Here is a 21,112-nt window from a genome sequence, read left to right on the forward strand (position 1 = left end):
TAGTTGGAATAACTGTCTCGTTGCAAAGCAGACTGCAACGAGACAGTTACATACGCGACTGCACAGCCCCCAAGCCAACGCTCAGGTCAATAGCGCAGGTTGTCTATATAAATCGTATTTCTGGTTTTACTCATATTCACGACCTGAAAATGCGAGACCGCAGCCCCTGTGGTCGAGTAGCTAAAGCGAGCCGTATAGACTGTATAGCCTTTGGGCGGAGACGCGGATGGTGTAGGCATCGGCAGCGTATCGATGACCTTCCCAGAGTCGTCGATAATTTTCACCTCACTCCCTGAAACCGTGGTGAAATCAAAAGAGAATGAGGTGACGGGGTTTTTGAGGAAGAAACTCACTGTACTACCGAAATGCCCGGCTATCACGCATCCGCTTACGGGTAAGTGTATCGCCTCGCGCGTAGACATGATCCAGCCCAAACCACTGTCAAGTCGTACATCAGCAGCAGGGTATTTATATTCTTTACCCCGGACCATTGCATACTGCCCGGTTCCAGTTCCGAACGTTTCAGTGCGGTTGTAGCTGGGGATTTTCAGCTGTCCGGAAATCCCCACGGGCAATGGTTGGGATGTTGTTTTTGCACCCGAGGGATAGTGCTCCACCTCGTAGGTCATCACCGCGTTTTTCAGACCGCTTACCGGCGTAAGGTCAGCTGAGGTCAGGTTGATGGTCTGTTTACCTATACTTGCAACCGTGTGCTCCTTGACGGTCAAATTATCAAATTTGATGCGTATCTTGTCGCCGACCGCCATGCCTTCATACTGCGGTATCTCTACCACCAACCCACCTGTAGCGACCTTGCCAAGGTCCAGGTTGCCGCCTTTGACTCCGGGAAGGCTCAGCGCTGGTGGCAATTTCGCCACGGCCTGTTGGGTGCCGATACTGAACTCGAAGTCTTCTGAAGCCTCGCTGGGCTTGTCTTCCCAATCGACAACGTAGTAGACCCACACTTTGTTCGGTTTATCGCCTTTGTAAGTGAGGTGTTCGGCAGGCACCATGAACGGGCTCACTTCATCACCTGCTCCGAGCACCTGTTCGTCCTCGTAGTATTCACCATCGGAGGTTTCCCAGTACAAGGTTACTGTACAGGGAGTCGGTGTTACCTGGTCGGCAGGGATGACGATCTGCATGTCGTATTCATATTCTGGCAGCGTTGGGTCAACCAGGCCTTTGGCCAGTAGCGGGTCCGTCGTCGGTGCAGCCAGCGTGCTGGCAGGTTCGCCCAGGTAATACCTGACCACTTCAGAGCGCAGCACGAGGGTGCCCCGTTTGACTGCATACGACACATCCACCCAGCCACCGTCGAAAGGCTTGATGAACGTTGCACCCTTTAAATTGATGGGCAGCACTTTTCCTACCCGTTTAGCGGTCATACGGAACATTTTGCTGCTCAAGGCCTTGACGCTGGCATCGGAGGCGGTACCCACTACATGCACAGTCACCTCGTCCTCTTCCAGCAGCGCAGCTTCAATAGGAATCAACACATGAACAAAGGCATGATCGGCCTCGATCCAGTGATCCAGGTTCTTGTCTTTGTTCAGGACAGGTGCCGGTAGCCCGATCGGTTCACCCTGAATATCGACCACAGCGACTTTTGACGTGCTGCTAACGCCATTACGGGTGAGTGTGTAAGTTACCCGCGCACTGCCGCCGGTCAGGGCGGCAAGTACATCGATTGGCACCTTGAAAGTCAGCGCAGTGCTGTCTTTGGCCAATGCCTGAGGGCCGTAAACCTTCGCTAGCGATTGGCCGGCGTCGCTCAAACCCGTCCAGTTCAGCGCAATGCTGTCACCGGCTTTGAAGTCACCCTTAGCCTGCACCGCAAGGTGGTCCGCGCCCAAATCGCCCAAGTCCACCAGACCAGAAGTATTCACGCTACCATTTCGGTCCAGCAATACAGGGGCGGCTGCCAACTCGACTGGCTGCACCTTCACGTTGACTAGCGCATCGGCTGACCATTCGGACTCGTTGCCAACTTCGTCGGTCACAAAGTAGTAAACCGGCAAGAATTCGCTATCGCCCGCCGCCTTGATCACGCTCTCATCCACCTCGATGATCACCGGCGTACTTTCATCGGCTTTGCTCTTCACCGTCACCACGTGTGCGATCGTCTGGTCGCCCCAGAACAGGGTAATCCGGTCAAGATTCTGTTTGTTGAGGTAAGCCGGGATGTGCACTTTGACCTTGGCTTTGGCTTGCGCAGGCCCCACCACCTTGGATGCCGGCAACTCGACAACAGGAGCAGCCAATTCCTCATCTACGCCCTGAGCGCCAAGCACGCCTGGCTGGCCCATACGCAACAAGGTGATGGTCTCCAGAGAGGTCGTGAACACTTTCAGACCCGTGGTGACGTAATAGCGTAAACGGCTTTGGCCCTTGGGGACTTTTTCAGGGGGCACGCGGATACTCACATAAGACCCCACATCGGCCTCGGTCACCTTGGCGCTCCCAACGATGGCCAGCCCCCAAGCCAAACGTAAGCTATGGCCATCCTTCATGCCCGGATAAGCTGGGACAATGACCAACAAGCCAGCGTCATCGTCTTCAAGCAAGGCAACGCTGATCCCCTGATCCGCAGTAGAAACCCCGTTGAGCGCGTCGTAAACCATGGGGCGTGGAGCCTTGCCGGCCGGATCGTTTGGGTACTTGGCCTTCATCGCCTTGGCAAAAACATCGAGCGAGGCTTTAACGCTCGTCGTGCCATCAGAATCATCCTGCACGACGTCAGCTGCACTGAAAACCGGGTCTTTGAGACTCTCTGCGGTAACCATGGAGGTGCCCCTTGCGCATTGGCGCATTGATGGAAGTGCCGCCTCAGGTTAGGAACCGGCAGCTACACCAACAACTGGCAGAAATATCAGTTATGCGGTGTGCGAGTCTGTCGCAAGAATGCTGCCCCCGAGCGCAACGAGACATTCACTGGCCAAGTGCGCTAGGCTTGCCGTTTTTACCCCTCAAGGAGTAGTACCCATGGCACGCGCTACCGCACGTCACATCCTCGTCAGCACTGAAGAGAAGTGCAACGAACTCAAAACCCAGATTGAAAACGGTGCCGACTTCGCTGAAATCGCCAAGGCCAACTCCACCTGCCCGTCCAGCCGCCAGGGCGGTGACCTGGGCTCGTTCGGTCCAGGCCAGATGGTCAAGGAGTTCGACACCGTGGTGTTCAGCGCCCCAGTCAACACCGTCCAGGGCCCGGTGAAAACCCAGTTCGGCTACCACCTGCTGGAAGTCACTAGCCGCCAGGACTGATCTGCTGATCATCATGCCCTGTGTGGCGGCGGGCTTACCGGCGAAAAGCTTCAGGCAGCCCTTACAAGTGCCTGGCTCGGCCTTATCGCGGGTAAACCCGCTCCTACGCGTCATCGTTGGGGCGTTGTCTTGGTATCTGGGCTCGATAGCCCAGGCAGCGCCGACACACGCCCTCACCGTCTATGGTGACGCGCCGCGCTACAGCGAGGGTTTTTGCCACTTCGACTATGTCAACGCCAGCGCGCCCAAGGGTGGGCTGATGCGCCGCTCGGCCATCGAGATCGGCCAGTTCGACCACATACTGCCCTACATCGACAAAGGCATCGGTGTCAGCGAGGTCGATGGCTGGTTGTACGCGCCTTTGGCGCAGCGTTCGTTCGATGAACCCTACACCGTTTATGGTCTGATCGCCCGACGCATGGAGCGTGGCCCGGATGATGCCTGGCTGCGCTTTGAGATCGACACGCGAGCGACCTTCGCCGATGGCAAGCCGGTGCGTGCCGAAGACGTGCGGTTCAGCTTCGACAAGCTGATGGCCGAGGGCAGCCTCAAGTACCGTACTCAATTCGCCGATGTGGCCCAGGTCACAATCGAGGGCCCACAGCAGGTGCGCTTCGATTTCAAGCGGCCCCACAGCCGCACCCTGGCCCTGGATTTGGCCAGCTTGCCGGTAATGCCCGCCCACGACTGGGCCAACCGCGACTTCGCCAACGGTGCAGGTTTCGACAAACCGGTTGGCAGTGGCCCATACCGTATCGCTCGTATCGATAATGGGCGCAGTATCACTTTCGAGCGTGATCCGAACTGGTGGGCCAGAGACCTTCCGGTCAACCGCGGGCGCTACAATTTCGAGCGCATTCGCATCGAGTACTTCGGCGACACCGAAGTGGCGCGCCAGGTGCTCAAAGGCGCGGGCTACGATTACAACCGCGAATTTTCCGCCACTGCCTACACCTTGGGCTACAACGGGGCCCAACTGGATGATGGCCGCCTGCAGCGCGCGCACTTGGGCCCGGCCAAGCCGCAGCCGGCCCAGGGGTTCGTGTTCAACCTCGACAGGCCGCAGTTCAAGGACCGCCGGGTACGCCAGGCGCTCGCCATGCTGTGGGACTTCGAGTGGAGCAACCGGCAGATGATGCGTAACCTGTACATCCGTCAGCAAAGCGTATTTTCCAATACCCCGCTGGCTGCCAGGGCACTGCCGGACGCCGCCGAACTCAAGCTGCTCGAACCCCTGCGTGGGCGGGTGCCGGACGAAGTGTTCAACCGCGTGTTCAGCGCACCGGTAACCGACGGTTCGGGGATCGTTCGGCCCCAGCAGCTGCAAGCGCTGGCGTTGCTGCAACAAGCCGGCTGGCACCCTGAAGGCGATCGCCTGGTCAATGCCCAAGGCGAGCCACTGACGTTTACCTTCCTCAACGGGCAGTCGGGCATGGAGCGGTTGCTGCTGCCGTGGAAGCGCAACCTGGCACAGATTGGTATCACGCTGAATATCCGTAACGTCGATTCGGCGCAATATGTGAATCGATTGATGGCTCGCGACTACGACATGGTCGTCACTGGCTACAGCGTGACATTGTCGCCGGGCACAGAACTCTACAATTACTTCGGTTCAGCAGCTGCCAATGATCCGGGTTCCAACAACCTGATGGTGCTCAAGGACCCCGTAGTTGACCAGTTGATCGATGGGCTGGTGCGCGCCGATACTCAGGCCGACATGTTGCGCCATGCCCATGCTCTGGATCGGGTGCTGCAATGGAACTATTACTGGATCCCTAACTACTACCCGCCAGGGAGTTCGACCGTGTGGTGGAACCGCTTCGGCATACCGAACATTCAGCCTGCCTATGACGAAGGACTGGACAGCTGGTGGGAAATCAGCCCAACCGCGCTGACCAACGAAGAGATGGCCAAACGGCGCAAGGCGCAGCCATGACCAGCTACATCCTGCGGCGTCTGCTGCTGATCATCCCGACCCTGCTGGCGATCCTGCTGGTCAATTTCGCCATCGTTCAGGCTGCGCCCGGTGGCCCGGTCGAGCAGGCAGTGGCACGCCTTCAAGGGCTGGGTGGCGGCGCGCCCGGCACTCGGGCCGAAGTCGTGCACGGAGACTCCCGAGCCACCCGCGGCCTGGACCCGAAGCTGATCGAAGAAATCAAGCGTCAGTACGGGTTCGACAAGACCGCTCCCGAGCGCCTATGGCTGATGCTTGGCCAGTACGCCAGACTGGACTTTGGCCAAAGCTTCTTTCGCGGAGCCAAGGTCACAGACCTGATCCTCGATAAGATGCCAGTGACGCTGTCACTAGGGTTGTGGGCCACACTGATCACATATTGGGTGTCCATTCCCCTGGGTATCCGCAAAGCGCTACGCCATGGCAGCCGCTTCGATGCCTGGAGCAGTGCGCTGATCGTGGTCGGCTATGCCCTGCCCTCCTTCCTGTTCGCATTACTGCTGATCGTACTCTTCGCCGGCGGCACTTCGCTCAATTGGTTCCCGGTACGTGGGCTGGTCTCGGAAGACTTCGACCAACTGAGCCTGTTAGGCAAGCTGGCCGATTATTTCTGGCACTTGGTGTTGCCGGTGGGTGCGCTGGTAATCGGCGGCTTCGCCACGCTCACACTGCTGACCAAAAACGCGTTTCTCGACGAAATTTCCCGCCAATACGTGACCACCGCTCGCGCCAAGGGCCTGAGCGAGCGCCGGGTGCTATACGGGCATGTGTTGCGCAATGCCATGCTGCTGGTACTGGCCGGGCTGCCGCAGGCGCTGATTACCGTATTCTTCGCAGGCTCTTTGCTGATCGAAGTGATCTTCTCACTCGATGGCCTGGGCCGAATGAGTTACGAAGCCGCCGTGTCACGGGACTACCCGGTGGTGTTTGGCACGCTGTTCATCTTCACCCTCGCCGGGCTGCTGTTTCGGCTGATAGGCGACCTGGCCTTCACGGTGCTCGACCCGCGCATCGACTTCGACTCGAGGGCGCACTGATGCTCTCGCCGGTTTCGCGTCGTCGCCTGCAACGCTTTCGCCGCAACCGCTTGGGTTGGGTCTCGCTTTGGCTGTTTGCCGGCCTGATGCTGCTGAGCCTGTGCGCGGAACTTGTGGCCAACGACAAACCGCTGTTGCTCAGTTACCAGGGCCAGCTGTATGTACCGGCACTCAAACGCTATAGCGAGCAGCAGTTCGGCGGCCAATTGCCGTTTCAGCCAGACTACCGCAGCGCCTATGTGCGCCACCTGATCGAGGGTCAGGGCGGCTGGATGTTGTTCGCGCCTATCCCGTTCAGCGCCGATACACCCAATTACGACCTGCAAGTGCCCACGCCCAGCCCACCTAGCCCGAGCAACTGGCTAGGCACCGACGATCAGGGCCGCGACGTGCTGGCAAGGGTACTGTACGGCACGCGTACTTCACTGCTGTTCGCCTTTGCCCTGACAGCGATCAGCGTGCTGATCGGGGTGGGCGCCGGTGCTCTGCAAGGCTATTACGGCGGCTGGGTAGACCTGTTCGGGCAGCGCTTGCTGGAGGTGTGGTCGGGGCTGCCTGTGTTGTACCTGTTGATCATCCTCAGTGGTTTCGTAGAGCCGGACTTTTGGTGGCTGCTGGGGATCATGGCGCTCTTCTCCTGGTTGACCTTGGTCGACGTGGTACGCGCTGAATTCTTGCGGGGGCGTAACCTTGAGTACGTAAAGGCGGCTCGCGCTTTGGGGTTGCCGGATACCCAGGTGATGTTGCGGCACGTGCTGCCCAACGCGATGAACGCAACGCTGACCTACGTGCCGTTCATGCTTACCGGGGCTATCACAACCTTGACGGCGCTGGACTTTCTTGGCTTTGGCATGCCCGCCGGCAGCGCCTCTTTGGGTGAGTTGGTTACCCAAGGCAAACAGCACCTGGAGGCGCCCTGGCTGGGCTTTACCGCGTTCTTTGCGTTGGCGGTGATGCTTTCGCTACTGGTTTTCATTGGCGATGCCCTGCGCGAAGCGTTCGACCCCCGTAGCTAGTTAAGGACATTTCGGTATTACCCTGATCAGGACGCTGGCGGTCATCATCGTCATCGCCATTTTCTACGCCACCGGTATCGTCTGAGGAGTTTCTCCATGAGTTTGAAAGGCAAGACTGCACTGGTCACAGGTTCCACCAGTGGTATCGGCCTTGGCATCGCCCAAGTGCTGGCCCGCGCCGGCGCCAATATCGTGCTCAACGGCTTTGGCGACCCTGCTTGGGCCACGGCTCAGATCGCCCCCCACGGCGTTAAAGTCATCCACCATCCTGCGGATCTTTCGCAAGTTGAACAGATAGAGGCGCTGTTCGACCAGGCCGAGCGTGAGTTTGGCGGGGTCGATATCCTGGTCAACAATGCTGGCATACAGCATGTGGCTGCGGTGGAGCAGTTCCCAGTGGCAAGCTGGGACAAGATCATCGCCCTGAACCTTTCGGCAGTCTTTCATGGTATTCGCCTTGCGCTGCCAGGTATGCGCGCCCGTAACTGGGGACGGATCATCAACATTGCCTCGGTGCATGGGCTGGTTGGCTCTGCGGGTAAGGCAGCGTATGTCGCCGCCAAGCACGGCGTTGTCGGCCTGACCAAGGTGGTGGGGTTGGAAACCGCTACCAGCAACGTCACCTGTAACGCCATCTGCCCAGGCTGGGTGCTGACGCCGCTGGTGCAAAAGCAGATCGACGACCGCGCCGCCGATGGCGTGGACCCGCAGCAAGCCCAGCACGACCTGCTGGCTGAGAAGCAGCCCTCGCTCGCCTTCGTCACACCCGAGCACCTTGGTGAGCTGGTACTGTTCCTATGCAGCGAGGCCGGTAGCCAAGTACGCGGTGCCGCCTGGAACGTCGATGGAGGCTGGTTGGCCCAGTGAAAGGCAAACTGGCCATCCGTAACGCCGTTAACGGGCAATCGCTGCGAAAACCCCGATGCCCTGACCAACCCGCAAGCGTTGGGGCGCTTGCGTGACCGCACGGCGCTGCTCGATCAGGCATAATGTCGCCCTTTTTGCCCCGCAAGCACAGGTGCCCCATGAAAGCTCAAGCCCGTCACATCTTGGTCAAGACTGCTGAAGAAGCTGAGAAGCTCAAGCAGCGCATTGCCAACGGTGAGGCGTTCGACGTGCTGGCGAAGAAGTTTTCCATCTGCCCTTCAGGCAAGCGCGGCGGCGACTTGGGCGAAGTGCGACCTGGTCAGTTGGTTGGCTCGATCGACCAGGTCATCTTCAAAAAGGCGCTGCGGGTGGTCCACGGGCCGATCAAAAGCAAGTTTGGTTACCACCTGGTTCAAACCTTCTACCGCGACTGATGGCTATGTGCCCCCTGACATTTTTGCCAGTTGTCTTGTTACGACCTTTTACCTAAAAACACAGGCAGGGCCGAAACGGTACAAAAGTGCCGCTTCAGGTAGTGGCTTCTTCGCAGACTAAGGAGACCTGCCGATGCGTTGCCATGACCTGCTGCCTGTCGCCTTTAGCCTGCTCACCTTGCCTCTTGCGGTAGCTGCTCAATCGCTGGAGGTCGGGCCAGGGGACAACTTAGGCGCTATCGCCCAAAGCGCCGCGATCGATGATTTCAAGATGCTCGGCGGTACCGTGCAGTCGCTCAATCAAGGGGAAGGTTACGACACGTTTTACATGTCCGGAGGGCGAATCGTTGGCGCATTCGAAGATGGCGATTACGCCATCTTTGCAGGCGGGCGGATTGGCAGGGTCGACCTAAAGCTAGCCGACAACTACTTCGAGATGTCTCAGGATGCAGGGGTCGAAACCCTGATTGATGGCAACTTGGTCAGCGGGTTCGGTAACGACACCATCATTCTGCGTGGTGGCACCATCGGCGGCAACATCAGCACCAGTGGCGGGCGAGATAGCATCACCATCAGTGGGGGCATGCTCAATGGCAACGTGCTCGCCAGCGCGGGCAACGACACACTCAATTGGTCAGGCGGCACCATCGGCGGGCGTGTCGACATGGGCCTGGGCGACGATCAGGTAAGCATCAGCAACCTGACTTCGCAAACCTTGAACATCACGCTCGATGGCAATGCTGGCAACGACCGGCTGGACTTCATCAACAGCACCTTCGAAGGTGGCGCACGCTACCTCAACTTCGAAGCGATCGAGCTGCAGCAGGGCAGCCGTCTGACGCTGGATGACACCCTGGTTCTGGGCGACGCGGACAGCGGCACTGGCACCCTGGTAGTCGATGACACGAGTGCGCTGGTTTCGCGCCTGGGCACCGTCGCGCCTTTGATCTCCGAACAGCAGGCCAATGTCCGCAATGCAGGCACCATCGATTTGAGCGCAGGCCAGGATGCACAAGGGCGGTTGAATATCATCGGCAATTATCAAGGTGAAAATGGCCTGTTGCGGGTCAACAGTGTGCTCGCTGGCGACGACGCAGCGTCCGACCGCTTGGTGGTCAGCCGTGGCAGCATCACAGGGAGTACCCTACTGCAGGTCAATAACCTGGCTGGTACAGGTGCCGCTACCCAGCAAAACGGCATACTGGTCGTCGAGGCCCGTGACGGCGCCACCAGCAGCGCGACGGCCTTTGTCCAGACCCAAACGTTGTCAGCGGGCGCCTATGACTACAGGCTGTTCAAAGGCGGCGTGACCGCAGGCAGCGAAAACAGCTGGTACCTGCGTTCGACCTTGGTCACAGTGCCGGCTCAGGACCCTGTCGAGCCTTCACAGCCCTCTGAGCCCTCGGAGCCTTCCTTTCCTACCGAGCCCGAGGTCGAGCCAGCAGTAACACCTCCAGTGGCTGCCCCTGCGCCTGGCCAGGCTGAACTGCCCGCTGCCATTGCCAGTACCAGCCTGCCCCTGTATCGCCCCGAGGTGCCGGTGTATGCCGCTGCACCACGGGGAGCGGCGGTCATCGCCCGCCAGGCACTTGGCACCTTCCATCAGCGTCAAGGTGACCAGCGGCTTATGAACGGTCAGGGCGCGCTGCCTGCCAGCTGGGGTCAAGCCTACGCTCAAGGGTTACGTCAAGGGTGGAGCGGCACGGTGAGCCCGAGCCTGGATGGGGACCTGTATGGTTTCAAGGTGGGCCAGGACCTTTATGGCAAGGCCAGCGACAGTGGTTATCGCCAGCATCTGGGGCTTTACGTCGGTCACAGCCGGCTGGATGCCGATGTCAAAGGTTTCGCCCTGGCCGAGGATGGCCGCAGTGTCGGCGACTTGCGCCTGACCGGGGACAGTGTCGGCGCCTACTGGACGCTCATCGACCCACGCGGGGCTTACATCGATGCGGTGCTGCAGTATACCCACCTCGAAGGCCGCGCCCGTTCCAACCGAGGCGACCGTTTGAACATCGACGGCCACGCCTGGAGCGCGTCTGTGGAAGCCGGTTACCCGCTTAGCGTATCTGAACGCTGGACGCTGGAGCCTCAAGCCCAACTGATCGGTCAGAAAGTCTTGCTCGACAGTGCCAGCGACAGTGTCTCGCGGGTCAGCCACGACGCCCAGGTGGAGATCACCGGTCGGCTTGGCGTGCGCCTAGAAGGGGCCTATCACACAGCGAATGGGCGCTTGTTGCAACCCTATGTGCAGTTTGACGTGTGGCAAAGCGACGGTGGGCGCGACGCCCTCACCTTCGATAACGTCGACAGCATCAAGACCGACTATCGGTCCAGCTCGCTGCGCGTTGAAAGCGGGCTCGTAGCGCAGATAAGCAGTGCGCTGAGCATGCACGCGGGGGTGCACTATGCAAGCAACCTCGACAGCCGCCAGCAGCAGGCCAGCGGCGTGAACCTGGGGGTGCGTTGGGAGTTCTAGCGACGCGCCGCCAGCAAACCGAGGCCGGCACAGCCGAGCAGCGAAGCGCTTACCCGGTTGAACAGCCGGCGTGAGCTCGGCTGGCAAAACCAGCGCTGCAGGTAGGCACCGAGCCCCGAGTAGATGGCAATCGCCGCCCATTCCAGCAGCAGAAACAGCACGCCGAGCCAAAGGAACTGTTCACTCACCGAAGTGGCGCTGCCGACCGAGACGAACTGCGGCAGGAAGGCGGTGAAAATCAGAATGGCCTTCGGGTTGCCCGCCGCTACCCAGAATTCCTGACGCGCAAGGCGCCACGTACCACGCGGTTGATCGCCGGGCGTAACAGCCTCGCCAATTGGGGCGCGCCAGAGTTGCCAGGCGATATAGAACAGATAGGCCGCGCCCACTACTTTGATTGCCAGAAACAGGTATTCGCTGGTGTGCAGCACCGCGGCAAGGCCCATTGCCGCTAACGCGATCATGCCGCTGAAAGCGATGATGCGCCCGGCCCCGGCCACACAAGCGGTGCGCAGGCCAAAGCGGCTGGCATTGTGCAGTGACAGCAGGTTGTTCGGCCCCGGCGCCATGTTCAGGGCAAAACAGGCCGGGATGAATAGCAACAGGCTTGGCAGGTCCATTTTGTTCTCCAGACAAGGCGCCGTTACTGTCGATGCACGGTGGTGTTGGGTCAAGGTACAGCCACCGACAAAAACTGTACGGCCAAAGGCTCTGCGCTGCTAAGCTGCGCTGCCGATCAAGGAGCTTGCCATGCCCGCTGCCCGCTCTGTGCTATGGCGCGACCCGGCATTGCCGTGGGTAGAAGCCCGGCGTGCCTGCCATAGCCGCGCCTGTTACAAAGCCCATAGCCACCCGACTTTCTCCATTGGCGCGGTGGATGCCGGCAGCAGTTGCTTCACTGGCGCTGGCGAGGGGGAAGAGCGCCTGAGCCCTGGGACTCTGGTCCTGGTGCCGGCACAGCGGGTCCATGCCTGCAACCCGCAACCGGGCCAAGCCTGGAGCTACCAGATGCTTCACATCGACGCTACCTGGCTGGCGCAGATGCGCCTGGAGTCAGGTTTGGCAGCCGCGCAGCCCGGCGCCCCAGCACGGGTAAGCCGCAAGCCTGCGCTGTATCGTGACTTTTGCGAACTCAATGCGCTGCTGTTCTCTGCAGCCAGCGTTGCCGAGAAAGGGGCGGCGCTGGTGGCATTCCTGGGCGATCACGATTTTGCCGCGCAGCCAGCGTGCCCGGCGGCGCCGGTTCCTGAGTTGACGAAGCCCGCCGTACACGGCCTGATCAAGTACATCGAAGTGCAGGATCTGGCGCAACTTAGCCTTGAGCATCTGGCCAACCAAGTGGGCATGGGCCGCTATCAATTGATTCGCGCGTTCCGGGCAGCGACCGGCTTGACGCCCCACGCTTATCTGCTGAACGCGCGGATCAACCATGGCCGGTTATTGCTGCGTGAAGGGCTGGGGTTGGCGGAGGTTGCCTACCGTTTGGGTTTTGCCGATCAGAGCCATTTCCAGCGCGTGTTCAAACACCACGTTGGTGTGACGCCGGGGCAATATCGTCAAGCGCAATAATCTTCAATACCGCTTCAGGGCTACCACTCAGACTACGGCTTTAGCCATGAGTAAGCTCTGATGGAACAGTTCTTGATAGTCGCCCTCGCCCACTTCCTCGCCCTCCTGTCACCGGGGCCTGACTTTTTCCTAGTGGCGCGCACTTCGATATCGGCAGGTTGGCGGGTGGCCAGTGGCACCTGCCTCGGTATTGCATTGGCCAATGGGTTGTTCATCGCCATGGCGTTTGCCGGGCTGGCAATCCTGCGCGAAGGCAGTGCGCTGTTCGCCGCCGTACAACTGGCCGGGGCCGGCTACCTGCTCTATATCGGTCTGCTGTTTTTGCGCCATGCGGGCAGCAGCGAGCTGACAGCCGTGACTACTCAGGGGGCAATCCCTGGTTGGGGACGCGCGCTGGGCATGGGCTTCGTCTGTGGCGCACTCAACCCAAAGAACGCGCTGTTCTACGCCAGCCTGGCGGGCATGGTCGCGAGCACCAGCACAGGTTGGAAGTGGCTTTACGGCGCGTGGATGTTCGCTATCGTGCTGTTGTGGGACCTGCTGGTGGCCGGCGCCATTGGCAACCAGCGGCTGCTCAAGCGCTTCGCCGGTGCTCTGCCATGGCTGGAGCGAGTGGCCGGGTGCGTGCTCATCCTGCTGGCCCTGGGGCTTTTGATTCATCTGCTGTGGCGCTGATCAGCTGCAGGCTGGCCAAGTCCATCAGGCTGAAATGCCCGGTTGCCCAACCGCCGGTATCCAAGTGCCAGACGTTGCCAAGTTGCTTGGCTTGCAGCACGGGTGTATGGCCCACCAACAAAGCCCGCACCCCGTGTACGACCTCATCGCTGCCATCTTTGAGGCGCTGACGCGACCACTGACACACTTGGCGAACCGTCGGGTCGTCGTCGAATAGCAGGCTATCGCGTAGCGCTTGCCACTGATTGAACGGGGTGTCTGCATGCAACAAGCCGATCAGGCCGCTTTCGGTCTGGACTTCCATCGCGAGCGGCAGTTGCATGAAACGTTCAACGAACACCGCCTGCTGCTCGGTAGGCATATCCATGAACCAACCCCCACCCGCTGCACGGTACATGTCCAGGTCCAGGCGCCCACCGTGCAGGTAACTGATCGCCAGTGCCTCATGGTTCCCCTGAACCGCGTGAAACCAAGGCTGAGACAGCCACCAGAGGCACGCTTCGCTGTCCGGTCCACGGTCGACCAGGTCGCCGACGCTGAATAGGCGGTCCACTTTGATGTCAAAGCCCACGGCCTGCAGGCACTGCTCAAGCCTTGGGAAATGCCCATGGATATCGCCCACGGCCAAATCCCGTCCTGCACTGTTGGCGGCTACCCGCCGAAACCGGCTCATCGCCCTGCTCCTCTACTGCCTGGGTTGTCCGGCGTGGCCATCGGCACGCGCGCATTTGCCAACAGCATGGCACAGGCTCGCTTGCCTGCGCAGGTCCAGGTGCGATTCGATGCTCGGCCTGCATGCTCATGGCACTGGCCACGGCAGCTACGATTGGGTACGACCACTGGCGCGAGGCTCTACTGGTGCAGCTCAGCCCGCGGGGGGTATGCTCGGCCATTCTGGCACCCTGGAAGGCACGCACCATGAAACTCTGCGCCGTACAACTGGCGTCGCGCAAGGGCGACCTGGCGAGCAATCTGCTCCGCCATATGCGTTGTATAGAGCAAGCGGCGTCACTTGGCATCGAGCTTGTGGTTTTCCCAGAGTTGTCATTGACCGGCTACGAGCCGACCCTGGCGCGCCAGGTCGCACTGCCGCTGACTTGCGCCAGCCTGGAACCCTTGCAGGCACTGTGTGACAAGCTGGCAATCAGTGCCGCGGTGGGGCTACCGTTGCCCAGCGCAGAGGGTATCCGCATCGGCATGCCGATCCTGCGCCCAGGCATGCCCGCCCTGGCCTACGTCAAGCAGCGCCTGCACGAGGATGAGCGGCCGTTTTTCGCGCCGGGGGATCATCCCCTGGTGTTCGATGCGGGGCCACTGACCATTGCCCCGGCGATCTGTTACGAGTCGATGTTCATCGACCATGCTGCCCACGCCCATCGCTTGGGCGCCGAGCTGTACTTGGTCAGTGCTGCCAAGACCGCAAAAGGAATCCGCGAGGGCCACGAGCATTATCCGCAAGTGGCCCGAGCCTTTAGCATGCCGGTTTTGATGGCCAACTGTGTTGGCCCCTGCGACTCATTCGTCGGTGCGGGAGGCTCTGCGGCATGGGACCGCCACGGCAATTTGCTGGCGGCACTGACTGACAAAGCAGAGGGCATGATCCTGCTGGACGTCGCAAGTAATACAGCACGCGCGGTGCCGCTGGGAATCTAGGTAAAACTGTGCACTACAGATCCAGCGCAAAGGTCTGTCGCCCTTCCAATGCCAAGAGGTACTGTTTGGCCGGCAACCCTCCGGCGAACCCGGTCAGGTTACCGGACGCACCGATCACCCTGTGACAAGGGGCGATGATCGAGATCGGATTACGCCCGTTGGCCGCCCCCACCGCGCGCACTGCCTGGGGAGCGCCGATCTGCCGGGCGATGTCACTGTAGCTGCGCGTCTGGCCGAAAGGAATGGTAAGCAAAGCCGTCCACACTCGACGCTGGAAATCGGTACCGGCGAACTCCAGTGCCAGGTCGAAGCGCTGGCGCATGCCGGCGAAGTACTCGTCTAACTGCCGGGCCGCTTCCCTGAGCATGGGGTGTTGGTCATCGCGGTGCAGTTGGCCCAGCCTGACGCGGTTCTCCCGCTCGGCCTCCCAAAGCACGGCGCCAAGCCGCTCACCCCGTGCCACCAACGTAAGGGTGCCGACTGGCGACGACATGAACGTGAAGGCGTTGGACATCGGCATTTCCCATGCAGCCGGTTACTACAAGCACTCTCTGGCAGCCAAGCGCAGCTTGTCAGTGGACAGGAAGCTCCCTTTGTAGAAAGTTGCTCGGCTGCCTTCACGGCTTTCCACTACTTCCAACACCTCGTCCGAGGCTACGGCGCTGGGCGCCGTCAGTCGATAACCGTGGCTGATCGACTTCTGCGTAGTTTGCGCAGAGACGGCTTGCCACTTCGGCAGGACACAAGCAGCGTAATCTTGCGGAGATTTTGCCGTGAGTTTGCTTGCGGTGGGCTTGCCAGGATTGGCACAGGCAGCAAGGCCAGCTGTGAGAGCCGAAAGAACAAAGATGCGAAAAATTGGCATTTTCATTTAACCCGTCTTGAACGTGGGTCATTGTATCCGGGATAGGTGCTGCGACGTAATCCACTAAAGTCGCGGGCTGCACAATCTCACGCAGAATCCGAAGTCTACTTTAGACCCAGCCGGGGCTGAAGCAGTCTGAATGCAAACAGCCCGCTTACTGATGCGGGCTTTTGGTGTATGCAGGTGCTGCCTCAGACTCTTTTGCACATCAAGGCTGCATCGAGTAGCCGGCCATGGTCATACCAGGCGTCACGCTGGTAGGCAGTAAACGCGTGCTGGTTCCCTGTTTCTCGAAGTTCGATCAAGCCGTCGGCCTTATCGGGGTCAATGCTTTGAACATAAAGCTTGAGCGAATCGCCGGTAGCGACTTGGTAAGTTTTCACGTTACTCGGGAGTTCACCTTTGACGCACCCCAGATAGGCCTGTGGGCTTCGCTGCGTGTAACCAGAGGTGAAATCATGCCCTGCCCGTACATCAGGGTTCTGGGCGCATCCAACCAAGGACAACGCAGTGAGGGTGGTCGACAGTATTGCGCCTGCAAATACGCTTGAGCTTTTCACGCGACACGCTCCAATTACCCCCTCAAGAATGCGTTGCCAAGCCACAACCCTTTTTTGAGCTCTTATCGGCCTATGTTACTGCGCAAAGAAGCGGGCGCTATAGGTTTTTTGGCTATAACGCCAGCGAGCGTGTTCAGGCCTGTGCACGGGCTTGAGGTAATTTTTTCCGCCAGCGGAACGTTTGTTTCGCTCCATGATTCTCATGCATAAGAACCCCGCATGACCTCAGGAGAACGCCATGGTGTGGTGGCTGGAAATACTCACCCAGTTCTTGACATCTACCGCCTTGGCGGTGTGCAGCATCTTTATATTCTGGGCTTACATGTCAGCATTCGGCAGGACCTACACGCGGCTATTGTCAACCGCGTTGGCGGTCGCCTTGCTCAGCATTGCCGCCTTCCCGCATGGCGCGAGCCTGGCGCTCAGTCATACAATGATTTTGGGAGAGGGGCGCGAATTTCTGCTGCTGCTCGCCGATGCAATGGGCGTTGTCAGCGCGGTGATCATTGCATCGTTCTTCTTCAATCCAGAAAGGCTGCTTGATGATGCTGATTGCCAGACCAGCGAATCGCCATAAGCTTGATCACTGATGAGTCAATTGAACATTTGAGGATCAGCGGTGGCCGCCGCCAGGCCCCTCGCCCATCATACCCGGCCCCCCATGACCGCCACCGTGCCCACCGCCGCCTGGCGGCATGAACATCCAGCAACCTGTAAGGATCGATACCACTGCTACGGCCATGATCGCACGCACGACATGCTTGAACCTCATTACACGACTGCAAAAGTTACGAATCACAGCCCCGGTTAGTGCACGGCAGGGCTGTGCCGCAGAGCGTAATTTCCAAACAGCAAGCCTGGGCAAATTTTGCCATTTCTTTACAGTTGTTAAGCCCATGCATGCCCGCAAAAGCCAACGGGTACCGACCATCAGTAGCGGTGATAGTTTTGAAGGAGAAAGGCATGAGTATCCGAAGCCTTGCAAAAAACCTTCCTGCTGATCCTGATAATCCAGGCTGGGTCCTCGGATGGGGTGTGCTACGAGCGACTCATCCTTGGCATTTCGTCGACATCTATGCCGACCAGCAAACCGCCAGGGCCGAGGCACAGCGACGTGGTACCGACTATGTCGTCGAGTTTGGGTCGCACCGGCTTGGGTCCGATGAATTTATCTGTGGCGTTACTGCCCCAGAAGGCTAACTCAGGTAACGCGCCCGGCTCTCGGCTTCTGTAGCTATTTTTCGCGTTGGGGAACGAGCGGCACCGCGAGCACCGTCGGACATCGAGGTGCTATGATCTGGCTACCTCAAATGGAGTTTTCGAATGAGCAAGCTATGGAGTGGCGTGGCGCTAACGATATTGCTGAGTGGCTGTGCCACGGTGCACACGGTATCGGACGAATCAAAAGCCGTAGACGACTTGGCGAAATGGCAGACCAATTGTCATACCCTTAGTCGAGCATACAGTGGCGTCGCTTATCAGTATTGCAACTTAAATGGGCCGCAACGAACGGGAGCACACTGGGCGCCGTTTCCTATCCTGATTGACATGGCAGCCTCTGGAGTTGCCGATACGATTATCTTGCCGTTCACCGCCTACCAGCAGTACAAACGCGGTAGCGTGCCGATCCGTCGTCTGGAGTATTGATCGAAGGTGCTCATCAGTCATGCTGAATAGGGCAAGCTCTAAGATAGTTCTCGACTTCGAGTATTTCCCGCCAAGGAACGGACATGGTACTGACCAGCAAGATTACTCCCTATGACCCTGCATGGCCGCTTCGATTTCTGGCAGACAAGACACTTATCGCTTCAGCCTTTGGCGAGGCGCTGATTTCGATACACCACGTTGGAAGCACCTCTGTTCCAGGTCTCGCGGCGAAACCGGAAATCGATGTGCTCATCGAGGTCTGCGATCATTGCAATGCCTCGGCGCGAGACGAGGTGTTGAGAGATTTGGGATACGTTCGAGGAAGTGACCTGTCTGACGGGATTGTTTCTACCGACGCAACGTGGGCGAGATTCGCACGCACAAGCTCCATGCTTGTGTCCGGGGACATATTGCGATCACACAGATGATTGGGTTCAGAGATTTGCTCAGGCGCGATGCCACGATCCGCCGGCGGTATGAAGCGCTTAAGCTTGAGTTGGAGTCGAGCAATACTGGTGGTATGGCTGAATATTTGGAGAAAAAAGGACCATTCATTACCGCCGCGCTGATTGACGCCGGTATGCATCCTTGAATGATCGTTGGCCCGCGAGGGCTCATCCGACATTCGATGTCCGCCATGGTCGAGTGCAGTATTTCGCAAAGGCCGATTTCTAGCCGCCCCTAAGTGCGTCCGGATATAAATTATGCTTAATGCCTCATAGGCTGAGGCACAAGCTCCCAACCCTTGCAGTACGTTTAAGATGTATCTTATTGTGTCAAACGTAGCCGCGCCCCTAACGTTCAGATTGTAGTTATCGAACAGGTGAATTTAGCGATTTTGGGTGGCACGCCAGCGCAAGATCATCCGGCCGATTCATCAATAGCCATCTGCATTGCAATGCGTTCACCCAAATCATTTCCAACCTTAGAGGAGCTGAACGTGTCGCACATCTCCAGGAAAAGTAGAAAAGTCATTGTTCAAACGCTTCGCTGCGTAGAGCGGGACCTGATTCTCAAGGTCTTGTCCCTCATCAACGACGCAGAGGCAACCGCAAACAAAAAATTCAAAGCGGAAAGTATATCTTTCGAAGAGCACTCGCCAGCCAATGCCCAATACTTGATGCTGTTTGTTTTTGCCAAACTTTTTGATCGCCTGCACAACGGCGATAAAGATATCGGGAAAATTATTTTGAAAATGGAAGCAAACCGCCTTGGAATAGATGTCAATCAATTCCCTGGGTGATAACGATCAGCCATCCGAAACGAAAGCCGGCAAGGTTGCAAGCGATTGGTCCCGGCAAGTTGGTGGTCACTTGCGGATCAGGTTGGCACTGATGCCGTAAGGGATGGCTACGCTGGAGATTGTCGCTTCGGGTTGTAGGCATTCCTGTACGATCTGGACTTTGAATAGTGTCGGGTAAGAGCTTCTTTGGTGCATGCAAATCCTTGTGATAAGGGCGATCGCGTTCGCTTCAAACAACGCGGACACCACCGCCCTTAATGCTGGAGCTCGATAGGTGACTTCGCCGGACACTTACAGCCAAGTAGCAGATGGCCTTGCCCAATGCATTCTGCCTCATGACCTGAGGTTGTGTTTTCTCTACCCTGCTTTCAGCTGAGCCAGCAGTGGCAGGCTGCGCTCTAGGCGGGCAGCCTTGCGACCTTCATCATTGCCGTCGCTAAGGTCGCGCGCAATGCCATGAAGCTTGGTGATCGAATTCAGGGCGATGTCTGCACGCCCGGTTTTATCTTTTAGCGGCACTTTCAACTTGGGGTGACGATCATGTCGAACCAAGACATGGGCGAGGTGATCGAGCGTATCCGGTAGGACCTGAAAAGGCACGGGGCGCTGACGCGTTTTTCTGGATCCTTACTGACTTGAGGTACAAGGTTGTCTCGATCGCAACCAAATCCTGCACATGCATGTGCTCGCCTACGGGTAGACAATGTTGAGGGTATATTGACTGGAAAAATTACCACTAGGCACATTACCGGCATCGGCCAACCGAGGCTCAAATTTCAGGTTCAGACTATTACTGCCTGAGTGCAAATACACATCACGAGGAACTCCGAGCGACACGCGCGCGCCGCTATCCGCCCAACTGCTGATCATTGACAACCCTGTTAAGGTTGTTGCTGAAATCCCTGACGCACCATTGATGATGGATTGAGCAGGCGCGAGTGTGACTTTTGCAGTCAAAGCCGACTGACAGGAGAGACTTATATTGGCAATCTGGCCTGCCGTCGAAAGCTCATCCCTGGAAAGATTGCCAAAATACAGATTCATGGCAGCCGCGGATGTGACCTTACAAGCCGGTAGCGCTACCTTATATGTGTACAACAAAGACATATAAACTTCTGAATAATTAGCATTAGCCAAAGAGGTGATGAAAAAATTCACCATATACCAATATGTTCCAGGCACATTGTTAGCCGCGCCCTGCCCTGTTAAATTGATGAGAAAGTTCGTGCCTACAGGCATGTCTACACACTGCCCGAACACACATGTATAGCTTGCTGTACTAACCCCACCACGGGGAACAATCATATTGGTACCTCTCTGCAGGTATGAAACCCCGGTGACAGCCCCTGTTGAGTAACGATCTGTAAAGCTAATACCTGCCCCACCCGAAAAACGCCTAAGCATCTTACAGCTAACGCTACTATCGACGACAAATTTCTCACCTGGCGCCACTGTTCCCAAATCCACGTAGGTAGCAGAAACAGATGAGCAGGATACGTTTTTATCAATTGCCCCATAAGACACACCGAAACTCGAATATATCAAAGCCGCCAGAGTGCCCGCGCGCAGAGAATAACGCGCAAGCGCTACGGCCATTCGAAATAAATTACGCATACTAATAGCCTTAAACTAGCAATTGAAGTAAAATCCACGAATTAATGTTACAACTTCAAATCAAGCCAAGCTCGGGCCAACCGAGAACCGCACCGACACTATGATGAGTGCTAACATTTACTAGCAGTCAGGTCAATCATAACAAACGACCGACAATTAATTGACGACTTCGAAGTGCGCTTTGAAGGCATAATAAATGCCCGCCGCCTAATCCAAAAACGCAGAGCTAAGTGCA

Annotated in this window: 23 protein-coding genes and 2 pseudogenes; 15 read left to right on the forward strand and 10 right to left on the reverse strand. The window is 58.1% G+C overall.

Going from position 1 to position 21,112, the window contains the following annotated elements:
- Positions 1 to 86: 86 nt before the first annotated feature.
- On the reverse strand, positions 87 to 2,786 hold the full coding sequence (locus tag HU725_RS11385; protein WP_186477290.1) for a hypothetical protein: 2,700 nt from the start codon (positions 2,784 to 2,786) through the stop codon (positions 87 to 89).
- A gap of 199 nt (positions 2,787 to 2,985) precedes the next feature.
- Between HU725_RS11385 and HU725_RS11390 the strand changes: the two genes are divergently transcribed.
- The 7 genes from HU725_RS11390 (at position 2,986) to HU725_RS11420 (ending at position 11,051) form a co-directional block, all read left to right on the forward strand.
- Positions 2,986 to 3,267: a peptidylprolyl isomerase gene (locus HU725_RS11390; protein ID WP_060477345.1), complete on the forward strand. Its 282-nt coding sequence runs from the start codon at positions 2,986 to 2,988 to the stop codon at positions 3,265 to 3,267.
- 7 nt (positions 3,268 to 3,274) lie between these two features.
- Positions 3,275 to 5,203, forward strand: coding sequence for an extracellular solute-binding protein (locus HU725_RS11395; protein WP_225915540.1), 1,929 nt, complete (start codon positions 3,275 to 3,277; stop codon positions 5,201 to 5,203).
- Positions 5,200 to 6,258: a microcin C ABC transporter permease YejB gene (locus HU725_RS11400; RefSeq protein ID WP_186477292.1), complete on the forward strand. Its 1,059-nt coding sequence runs from the start codon at positions 5,200 to 5,202 to the stop codon at positions 6,256 to 6,258. The genes HU725_RS11395 and HU725_RS11400 overlap by 4 nt, the downstream gene beginning before the upstream one ends.
- Positions 6,258 to 7,274 (forward strand): ABC transporter permease, encoded by a 1,017-nt coding sequence (locus tag HU725_RS11405; protein WP_186477293.1) that lies wholly within the window; start codon positions 6,258 to 6,260, stop codon positions 7,272 to 7,274. Before HU725_RS11400 ends, HU725_RS11405 begins: the two co-directional genes overlap by 1 nt.
- 96 nt (positions 7,275 to 7,370) lie before the next feature.
- The gene (hbdH, locus tag HU725_RS11410; protein WP_186477294.1) at positions 7,371 to 8,141 is read left to right on the forward strand and encodes a 3-hydroxybutyrate dehydrogenase; all 771 of its coding nucleotides are present in this window, start codon (positions 7,371 to 7,373) and stop codon (positions 8,139 to 8,141) included.
- A 158-nt stretch (positions 8,142 to 8,299) separates the two neighbouring features.
- Positions 8,300 to 8,575, forward strand: coding sequence for a peptidylprolyl isomerase (locus tag HU725_RS11415; RefSeq protein ID WP_186477295.1), 276 nt, complete (start codon positions 8,300 to 8,302; stop codon positions 8,573 to 8,575).
- 133 nt (positions 8,576 to 8,708) lie between these two features.
- Positions 8,709 to 11,051, forward strand: a complete 2,343-nt coding sequence (locus HU725_RS11420) for an autotransporter family protein (protein WP_186477296.1) — start codon at positions 8,709 to 8,711, stop codon at positions 11,049 to 11,051.
- Here HU725_RS11420 and HU725_RS11425 read toward each other — a convergent pair.
- Positions 11,048 to 11,671, reverse strand: a complete 624-nt coding sequence (locus HU725_RS11425) for a LysE family translocator (protein WP_186477297.1) — start codon at positions 11,669 to 11,671, stop codon at positions 11,048 to 11,050. The genes HU725_RS11420 and HU725_RS11425 overlap by 4 nt on opposite strands.
- 130 nt (positions 11,672 to 11,801) lie before the next feature.
- Between HU725_RS11425 and HU725_RS11430 the strand changes: the two genes are divergently transcribed.
- Positions 11,802 to 12,620, forward strand: a complete 819-nt coding sequence (locus HU725_RS11430; protein ID WP_186477298.1) for an AraC family transcriptional regulator — start codon at positions 11,802 to 11,804, stop codon at positions 12,618 to 12,620.
- 60 nt (positions 12,621 to 12,680) lie between these two features.
- The gene (locus HU725_RS11435; protein ID WP_186477299.1) at positions 12,681 to 13,295 is read left to right on the forward strand and encodes a LysE family translocator; all 615 of its coding nucleotides are present in this window, start codon (positions 12,681 to 12,683) and stop codon (positions 13,293 to 13,295) included.
- Here the strand turns inward: HU725_RS11435 and HU725_RS11440 are convergent.
- Entirely contained in the window at positions 13,249 to 13,968 is a 720-nt protein-coding gene (locus tag HU725_RS11440) for a metallophosphoesterase (protein ID WP_186477300.1), read from the reverse strand. The genes HU725_RS11435 and HU725_RS11440 overlap by 47 nt on opposite strands.
- 245 nt (positions 13,969 to 14,213) lie before the next feature.
- On the opposite strand from HU725_RS11440, the gene HU725_RS11445 reads away from it, so the two are divergent.
- Positions 14,214 to 14,948 (forward strand): carbon-nitrogen hydrolase family protein, encoded by a 735-nt coding sequence (locus HU725_RS11445; protein ID WP_186477301.1) that lies wholly within the window; start codon positions 14,214 to 14,216, stop codon positions 14,946 to 14,948.
- 13 nt (positions 14,949 to 14,961) lie between these two features.
- On the opposite strand, the gene HU725_RS11450 is transcribed toward HU725_RS11445, so the two are convergent.
- The 3 genes from HU725_RS11450 to HU725_RS11460 all read right to left on the reverse strand — a co-directional run bounded on the left by HU725_RS11450 (position 14,962) and on the right by HU725_RS11460 (position 16,373).
- Positions 14,962 to 15,462: a methylated-DNA--[protein]-cysteine S-methyltransferase gene (locus HU725_RS11450; protein WP_186477302.1), complete on the reverse strand. Its 501-nt coding sequence runs from the start codon at positions 15,460 to 15,462 to the stop codon at positions 14,962 to 14,964.
- Positions 15,463 to 15,486: 24 nt separating this feature from the next.
- Complete coding sequence (locus HU725_RS11455) at positions 15,487 to 15,813, reverse strand: hypothetical protein (protein WP_186477384.1); 327 nt, start codon at positions 15,811 to 15,813, stop codon at positions 15,487 to 15,489.
- 191 nt (positions 15,814 to 16,004) lie between these two features.
- Positions 16,005 to 16,373, reverse strand: coding sequence for a hypothetical protein (locus HU725_RS11460; RefSeq protein WP_186477303.1), 369 nt, complete (start codon positions 16,371 to 16,373; stop codon positions 16,005 to 16,007).
- A 238-nt stretch (positions 16,374 to 16,611) separates the two neighbouring features.
- Between HU725_RS11460 and HU725_RS11465 the strand changes: the two genes are divergently transcribed.
- The gene (locus HU725_RS11465) at positions 16,612 to 16,950 is read left to right on the forward strand and encodes a hypothetical protein (protein ID WP_060477332.1); all 339 of its coding nucleotides are present in this window, start codon (positions 16,612 to 16,614) and stop codon (positions 16,948 to 16,950) included.
- A gap of 36 nt (positions 16,951 to 16,986) precedes the next feature.
- On the opposite strand, the gene HU725_RS11470 is transcribed toward HU725_RS11465, so the two are convergent.
- A complete protein-coding gene (locus HU725_RS11470; protein WP_186477304.1) occupies positions 16,987 to 17,145 on the reverse strand; it encodes a hypothetical protein in 159 nt (52 codons plus the stop codon).
- Between the two features lie 191 nt (positions 17,146 to 17,336).
- Here HU725_RS11470 and HU725_RS11475 point away from each other — a divergent pair, with 191 nt between their 5' ends.
- The 4 genes and pseudogenes from HU725_RS11475 (at position 17,337) to HU725_RS11490 (ending at position 19,263) form a co-directional block, all read left to right on the forward strand.
- Positions 17,337 to 17,573: a hypothetical protein gene (locus HU725_RS11475; protein ID WP_186477305.1), complete on the forward strand. Its 237-nt coding sequence runs from the start codon at positions 17,337 to 17,339 to the stop codon at positions 17,571 to 17,573.
- A gap of 123 nt (positions 17,574 to 17,696) precedes the next feature.
- Positions 17,697 to 18,020 carry a YceK/YidQ family lipoprotein gene (locus HU725_RS11480; RefSeq protein ID WP_186477306.1) on the forward strand — a complete coding sequence of 108 codons (324 nt, stop codon included), beginning with the start codon at positions 17,697 to 17,699 and terminating at the stop codon, positions 18,018 to 18,020.
- Positions 18,021 to 18,103: 83 nt separating this feature from the next.
- Positions 18,104 to 18,612 (forward strand): annotated as a pseudogene (locus tag HU725_RS11485) (GrpB family protein).
- 348 nt (positions 18,613 to 18,960) lie between these two features.
- On the forward strand, positions 18,961 to 19,263 hold the full coding sequence (locus HU725_RS11490) for a hypothetical protein (protein ID WP_186477307.1): 303 nt from the start codon (positions 18,961 to 18,963) through the stop codon (positions 19,261 to 19,263).
- A gap of 66 nt (positions 19,264 to 19,329) precedes the next feature.
- On the opposite strand, the gene HU725_RS11495 is transcribed toward HU725_RS11490, so the two are convergent.
- The 3 genes and pseudogenes from HU725_RS11495 to HU725_RS11505 form a co-directional block, all read right to left on the reverse strand.
- Positions 19,330 to 19,458, reverse strand: coding sequence for a transposase (locus tag HU725_RS11495; protein WP_186477308.1), 129 nt, complete (start codon positions 19,456 to 19,458; stop codon positions 19,330 to 19,332).
- Between the two features lie 100 nt (positions 19,459 to 19,558).
- Positions 19,559 to 19,785: pseudogene (locus HU725_RS11500) on the reverse strand (IS66 family transposase); the annotation flags it as partial.
- A 168-nt stretch (positions 19,786 to 19,953) separates the two neighbouring features.
- A complete protein-coding gene (locus HU725_RS11505; protein ID WP_186477309.1) occupies positions 19,954 to 20,877 on the reverse strand; it encodes a hypothetical protein in 924 nt (307 codons plus the stop codon).
- Between the last annotated feature and the right edge of the window lie 235 nt (positions 20,878 to 21,112).

Origin of the sequence: Pseudomonas promysalinigenes (assembly GCF_014269025.2) — a bacterium.
Classification (GTDB): Bacteria; Pseudomonadota; Gammaproteobacteria; order Pseudomonadales; family Pseudomonadaceae; genus Aquipseudomonas; species Aquipseudomonas promysalinigenes.